Origin of the sequence: Desulfovibrio sp., assembly GCF_018379785.1 — a bacterium.
Lineage (GTDB): Bacteria > Desulfobacterota > Desulfovibrionia > Desulfovibrionales > Desulfovibrionaceae > Desulfovibrio.
Genome location: NZ_JAGZUV010000038.1, coordinates 21435 through 28255, shown reverse-complemented (window position 1 = coordinate 28255; position 6821 = coordinate 21435). Strand labels below are relative to the sequence as shown.

The following is a 6821-nucleotide window of genomic DNA, read 5'->3' as shown; positions in this document are numbered from 1 at the left end:
CGGAGTCGTTCTGGCGCGAGCATGGAGCATATGGCCCATAAATCTTCCCTCCCGAGTTGGCTATAACATATACCATTACTCAAAGGGACTAAACACCTAATGCACCCGTCACTCCCGGTTATCACCACCACTTCTGGGGATAGCGCCGCCGCGCGCCCAGATTATTGGTCAGCAGGGCCAGCAACAGCATGCCGCAGGCCCCGGCGCCGCACGGCAGAAGCACATACCAGTAGCCCAGGCGGTGGATGTCCGCCCCGCCGATGACCGCGATCAGCGCCGTGGCCCCGCCGGGTGGATGCAGGGTTTTGGTGACGCACATCAGGGCAATGGCGGTGGACACGGCCAACGCCGCGGCCGCCGTGGGCTCCTGCCCCAGGAGCAGCTGGCAGCTGACGCCCACCAGCGCCGAAAGCAGATGTCCTCCCACCAGATTGCGCGGCTGGGCCAGCGGGCTTTCAGGCGCGCCGAAGGCCAGGACCGCCGAAGCCCCGAACGAGCCGATGAGCAAGGGCAAATTCCATTCCTGGGCGCACGCGCGTTCCAGCCAGGCCAGGCAGGCAATGGAAAGGGCGCTGCCCAACCAGGCCCAGCCCACGTCGCTCCAGGTTGTCCGCGCGCCGCCCAGGCGGCTCAGTACCCGTGTCATTCCGGTCATATCCCCTCCCCAGGAGCTGTGACGCATTTCATGCGTATGAACACTGCTCTATACCCGCGCCAGAGCCAGAAACACCGCATGCAGCGAGGCCAGCAGGGCGATGAAGGAGTTTTCCACCGCCGGGCCGTGTCTTTTTGTGCCGTACAAGCCGAGAGAAAGCGCGTTCCGGCGGCAGGCCGGCAGACAGTCCCGGCAGAGGGTGCATGCGGAACCGGGCGCCTCCTGATCCAGGCGTTCCGGCGTCATGGCCCCATAACGGCAGGCCCGCGCGCAGGCTCCGCAGCGGTTGCACGCGCCCGTGCGGCGGACGCGCCAGGGCGACAGCCGCCCCAGCCCGCTCGCGACCAGGCCCAGTGGGCAGACGCCCAGGCAATAGGTTCCTAAACCCAGCTTACGGCTGAACAGTCCGGCGCAGCACGGCAAGAGCAGGCCCAGCAACAGGCCGCAGGCCAGGGCCACCCCCAACGGAGCCCCGGCCAGGCGAAGCAACACGGGCGTCAGCAGGGTCAGCGCCAGCACGACCGGACGCAGCCGGGGCAGCCAGGCCGGTACCGGGCGCACGCGCCCCCGGGCCGCCGTGCCCGCGTCCCAGACGCCGAAATAGCAGAGCTGGCTGCACCAGGCCGCGCCCGCCAGCAGCACGGCGACGCCGAAAAGAATCAACATGAAATAGCCCCCGCCCCGGTACAACGGCGCGGCCAAAATCACGCCGGGCACGGGCAGATGCAGGTTGCCGCTGAGCAGAAAACGCCCGTCCAGGGTGAGGCCCAGCAACAATTGGCCGAAAAAGATCAGGGAAAACAGCCGCCAGGTCCAGAGCCGGGCGGCAACGGCCGTGTGCCGGTCAGACAGCCGCCCCGCCACCCAGGCCGCCCAGAGGCCGGGCAAAAAGACCTGGGCCAAGCCCCAGCCGGGCGCGAAGCGCTCCAGCACAAAGAGGCCCGGCGCCAGAGCCCAGGCCGCGGCCAGAATGCCGGTGGTCAGTCCCAGGGCCGCCAGTTGCGCGCCCGCGCTGCTTTCCCGGCGGGCATAGCGCGCCCGCGCCCGCTCGCTCAGCAACGGCAGGGCGGCCAGGGCGGTGAACAGGGCCACGCCCAGAAGAATGGCGGCCAATCGGTGCCAGGGCTGGTCCATGAACTGGCGTACCTGGACGAACTGGCTTGTGGTCCAGATCCAGCGGGCAGCCAGCAAGGGCAGGACCAGCAGCAGGACCCGGCGCACCCAGGCCCCGCGAGTCCAGGCCAGCAGGGCCAGCAGAATGCAGCCCAGGGTCAGGGCGGGCAGGCCGGCCCGCCAGAAGTGCGCACCGGCCAGCAGCAGCGCCAGGGCTGCGGGCAAGGGACAAAGACGGGCGCTTGCGGTCATGGACATCTCGGACAGCTCCTTGACTGAAATTCCAGCCCGGCGTGCTGAGGCGACGCGCAAGGCGCAGTGCCGGAATCCCTGCCGAAACGGGTCGGCGGGAGGCAGCGGGCAAAGGCCTTGGCGTAGCCCCTCAAGCGGGCCCGCAGTGCGTCAGGACGGTTTTAAACGGGCTCGGGGCTCGTCGCTCCCTCCGGCAGACAGCGCTTGCCGGTCAGGGACAGGATGTCGATACGGATGACGGCCACCCGGCGGACATTGGCGTCCGGCGCGGGGCGCGGGCAACGGGCGGCATAGCGTTCCGCCAGGCTGTCCAGGGCCAGACGCTTTTCCTCCGTGTCCTCGACCAGAGAGGCGCGGCCCGTGCCGCAGATGGATTTGTAGTAGGTGGAGGATTTTTCGCGGTCGATCCGCACGTCCGCCGCCAGGCTGAAGGCCACGCGGCCGTCCTTGCGGATCAAATCCAACTTGGTGCCTTCCGGAGCGCTGTGCAGATAGATGCGCTGGTCCAGACGCACGAAATTAAGCGGAATCAGATAGGGGAAGTCCCCATTGTTAAGGGCCAGAAACAGTTCTTCGGCCTTGGCGAAGACCTCGTCAAAAAAAGCCGGTTCAGAACACTCGCGTTTGCTCAGGCGCATACCTCTCTCCTTTTACGGGAATCAATGCTTCAAACAGTTGTGTAACGGCGCGCGCAAAACACGCCTGCGCTTCGTTCGGCAGAGCATTTCACACCTGAAACGCTCCGGCCCGACATGCAATCAATCCGCAAGGCACCGCTGCCAGCGCCGCCCGGCTTCCGCCAGATCCGCTGTATCGGGATGGCGGGCGGCCTCCTCCAGCCGGGCGCGGCGTTCCGGCGTCATGGGATGGCGGCCTTTTTGCCGCGAAATTTCCAGAATTTTCGGATCGACCCGGCCTTGGCACAGGAAGCCGTCCAGCACCGTATTGCCGCCCTCTTCCAGCAGGGCCCGCGCGCCTTCCGCGCAGCGCCGGGCATGCGGCGAATCCGGCCAGGCTCCCAGGGTTCCGAAAAAAAAGACTTTCTTGCCGAGCACGCGGCGCATGTATCCTTGCGTCCTGGCGTCGGCCTGGCCCAGGCGTACCCAGAACCCCAGGGCCAGCAGATCGTAATCATCAGGGTCCGGCGCCTCACGCACGGGGAAGCAGGGCGCGCCGGAAGCGGCGGCCAGGGCTTCAGCCACCTTACGGGTATTGCCCGTGACTGAGGAATAAATGATGCAACTTTTCATATTCTGTGTTCCCGCAGCGTAGCGCATGGATGTTAGCTATCGGCCAATTTTTGCAGCCCCGCCCGGTCCAGCAGGAGCACGCGGCGGCGTTCAACGCTGATCAGGCCGTTGGCGGCCAGCCGGCTCAGTTCCCGGCTCAGGCTCTCGCGGCTGATGCCGACCAGACGCGCCAGAATTTCACGGCTGACGCCGAGATCCAGCACGTCGGTCTTTTCCATTTTCGCCCGGTGCAACAGCCAGGCCGCCACCCGGCGGGAAGCGGAAATCCGCCCCTGCGAACCGGCCAGTTTGTTGATGAACAGGCGCTGGCGCAGGGAAAGCGCCGCGATCAGGCCCAGGCCCAGCGCCGCGTTGCCGCGCAGGACAGCCAGCAGGGCGCGCTTGTCCAGCCAGAGCAGGCGGCCCTCCCGGACGCCCATTGCCGAAGCGGGCAAACCGCCCTCATAAAACAGCACGCCCGCGTCCAGAAGGCGGCCGGGCCGCACCAGATGCAGCACGCATTCCCGTCCACGGGCCGCGCTGCGGGACAATTTGACCAGGCCGGAGAGCAGAAAGGCGGGGTCCGCGCTTTCCTGGCCTTCCCGAAAGAGCACGTCGTCCTTGGCAAAGGCCCGCAAGCGGGCGTGCCCGGCCAGGGCCAGGCGCTCCTCCGGCCGCAGCACGCTGAAAAGGCCGCTGCCGAGAGCCGTCAGAACGGCCTGTTGTGCAGGTTCTTTCAAGGGTGATTCCGGCATGGCGTCAATCTTTATATCATTGCCGGGCGGCTCCGGGGAGCCGCCCGGCAATTGTCGATGTTGGAGCATTTCAACGTTGAAAAGTCGGCATGCGAGGCGGCGTTGATTCAGCCGAACACACGGTTTTCCTGAATGAACCTTTGAAACGCAACGCCTTTCAAAAGTAATCCGCCCTAGTTCAGAATGGCCGCCAAATCCTCATCCGGAGTGCTGATGGGACGGATGCCCCACTTCTCCACCAGGATATTCAGAATGGTCGGTGAAACAAAGGCGGGCAGGCTGGGTCCGAGACGGATATTTTTGATGCCCAGAGCCAGCAGGGTGAGCAGGATGCTCACGGCTTTCTGCTCATACCAGGAAAGCACCAGGGAAAGCGGCAGATCGTTGACGTCGCATTTCAGGGCGTCGGCCAGGGCCAGGGCCACCTGTACAGCCGCATAGGCGTCGTTGCACTGGCCCATGTCCAGCAGGCGCGGCAGGTCGCCGAGCTTGCCCAGGTCCTTGTCGAAGAAGCGGAACTTGCCGCAGGCCAGAGTCAGCACCAAGGTGTCCTGCGGAGTTTTTTCCACAAATTCCGTGTAATAGTTGCGGCCGGGCTTGGCCCCGTCACAGCCGCCCACCAGGAAGATATGACGCAATTTGCCCTGGGCCACGGCTTCCAGCACCTTGGGCGCGGCATTGAGCATGGTTTGGCGGCCGAAGCCGGTCAGAATTTCCTTGCCGGGCTCGTCCTCGGCAAAGCCGGGCAGTTCCAGGGCCTTGGCGATGACCGGCGCGAAATCCCGCCCTTTGCAGTGCACACAGCCGGGCCAGCCCACGTTGCCGCTGGTAAAGATTTTGTCGCCGTAGGCGCGGGGGTTCTGAATGCAGTTGGTGGTGAAGAGCACCGCGCCGGGGAAGTCGGGCAGTTCCTTCTGCTGGTTCTGCCAGGCCGTGCCGAAATGTCCGGCCAGATGCTTGAAGGCCTTCAGGCGGGGGTAGCCGTGGGCGGGCAGCATTTCGCCGTGGGTGTAGATATTGATGCCCGTGCCTTCGGTCTGTTCCAGCAGGGCCTGCAGATCCAAAAGGTCATGGCCGGAAACCAAAATGGCCTTGCCCTTGCGGTGCCCCAGGGAAACCGGCGTGGGCACGGGATCGCCGAAGGATTCGGTATTGCCCTTTTCCAGCAGTTCCATGGCCCGCAGATTGGCCTTGCCGCATTCCAGCACCAGTTCCAACCAGCCGCCCAGATCGCGGACTTCCCCGTCCCAAAGCGTACCGGCCACAAGAGCCTTGCAGACAAAGGCCGCAAGCTCGGGATCGCGCTGACCGAGCCGCGCCGCATGGTCGGCGTAGGCGGCCACGCCCTTGAGCCCGAAAAGCAGCATCTGCATGGCCGAAGCCACGTCCGCGTCCGCGCTGAGCACGTCGATGCCCACCACGCTTTCCGGCAGACGGGCCAGATATTCGTCCAGGGAGACGTTCAGATCCTCGGGTTTTTCCCCCAGCCGGGCGGCCAGGGCCTTGGCCCGCTCCAGGGTTTCGGCCTGCATTTTGCGCAGAGCCTCGGGGTCGAAATTCACATTGGTCAGGGTGCCGAACAGGGCCTCGACCATGAAGTCGTCCGTCTCCGTATCCGCAATGCCCGCGGCGCGGGCCTGCAGGACCAGGGCCGCCAGACGCCGCAGAAGATAAATCAATTGATCCTGAATGACCGCCACATCCGCGCTTTTGCCGCAAACACCGGCCACCGTGCAGCCCGTTCCCTTGGCTGTCTGTTCACACTGATTGCAAAACATAGGGGTAAAACTCCTTTTCCTCCCTCGGTGGAGGATGTGTCCCCATATACAACACAAACCCACCTCGTTCACTGTGATTGAAATCACAGTTTTTTGCAAAAGGTAAAAAAAACCGCGCCGGGCTTCGACTGTGCGAAGACCGGCGCGGGAAGAAACGGACGGAGCGGGAAGCTCAACTGTTGTCGGGCTTGGCGTAGGCTCCGGGCAGGCGGGCGGCGACAGGGGCGACCGGCGCGGCGGGCGGCGCGAAATTCCGCACATGGGCCCGCGCCGCCGCTTCCGCTGGAGCGGCGGACTGAGCGGCGGGCGCGGCCGCCGGAATGCCGGGCTGCATGGCGTTTCTGCCGTAGGCGGCACGGGCATGGGCGCGCGGCACGGCCGTCACCGGCGCCTGTATGATGGGCTGGGCGGTTTTCATGGCCGAGCCCGCGGGCTGCATGCGCCCGGCAATTTCCGCCGCCGCGCGGCGGGCCTCCGGAGTTTCGATGATCTGGGCGTAAGCGCCGCGCAGGCCGGAGAGAATGTGCACCACGCTGTCCAGGGACTCCACGTTCATTTTCAGATTGGCCTGCAGGAGCCGCGCGGTACAGAGGATATACAGATTGTTGAGGTTCACGGCCAGGCTGCCGCCCTTGTCCATGTTCAGGGAGGCGGAAAGTTCATTGACGATGTCGATGACCTTGGAAATCAGAATGCCTTTGCCCGCGAAATCCCTGGCCAGCATCTTGTCGCGCGCCTGCTGGAGGTAATTGAGCGCGCCGTCGTAGAGCATGAGCAGAAGCTGCCCCTGATCCGTGGTGCTGACCTTGATTTGGAAATATGCTTGCGCCGCTTTGTTCATAGGCTGTTCCTTCTCGTTGCCCGCGCCGGTCCGCCGTGCCGGAACGGAAAGCACTGTTCAGTGCGGGTAACTTTTTAAAATTGACCCGCTTTAGGGTCTGTTAACACTATAGAATTTTTGTTCGCCTGCAAGAAAGATAAACCTGTTTTGAGGGAGTGTACTCTTCTGGTACTCGACCGAAAAAGCAGGTGAAATCTG

Annotated in this window: 7 protein-coding genes; all 7 read right to left on the bottom strand. The window is 64.5% G+C overall.

Features of this window, described 5'->3' with window-relative positions; all coding sequences use genetic code 11:
* Nucleotides 1-121 precede the first annotated feature (121 nt).
* Nucleotides 122-646: an HPP family protein gene (locus KH208_RS09430; protein WP_291435752.1), complete on the bottom strand. Its 525-nt coding sequence runs from the start codon at nt 644-646 to the stop codon at nt 122-124.
* 57 nt (nt 647-703) lie between these two features.
* Nucleotides 704-2026, bottom strand: coding sequence for a 4Fe-4S dicluster domain-containing protein (locus tag KH208_RS09425; RefSeq protein ID WP_291435750.1), 1323 nt, complete (start codon nt 2024-2026; stop codon nt 704-706).
* A gap of 155 nt (nt 2027-2181) precedes the next feature.
* Nucleotides 2182-2658: a pyridoxamine 5'-phosphate oxidase family protein gene (locus KH208_RS09420; RefSeq protein WP_291435748.1), complete on the bottom strand. Its 477-nt coding sequence runs from the start codon at nt 2656-2658 to the stop codon at nt 2182-2184.
* Nucleotides 2659-2778: 120 nt separating this feature from the next.
* Nucleotides 2779-3270, bottom strand: coding sequence for a flavodoxin family protein (locus KH208_RS09415; RefSeq protein WP_062253444.1), 492 nt, complete (start codon nt 3268-3270; stop codon nt 2779-2781).
* A gap of 32 nt (nt 3271-3302) precedes the next feature.
* Nucleotides 3303-3989: a Crp/Fnr family transcriptional regulator gene (locus tag KH208_RS09410; protein ID WP_291435746.1), complete on the bottom strand. Its 687-nt coding sequence runs from the start codon at nt 3987-3989 to the stop codon at nt 3303-3305.
* Nucleotides 3990-4177: 188 nt separating this feature from the next.
* Nucleotides 4178-5782: a hydroxylamine reductase gene (gene hcp, locus KH208_RS09405; protein WP_291435744.1), complete on the bottom strand. Its 1605-nt coding sequence runs from the start codon at nt 5780-5782 to the stop codon at nt 4178-4180.
* A gap of 172 nt (nt 5783-5954) precedes the next feature.
* Nucleotides 5955-6623: a flagellar export chaperone FliS gene (gene fliS / locus KH208_RS09400; RefSeq protein WP_291435742.1), complete on the bottom strand. Its 669-nt coding sequence runs from the start codon at nt 6621-6623 to the stop codon at nt 5955-5957.
* Nucleotides 6624-6821: the final 198 nt, after the last annotated feature.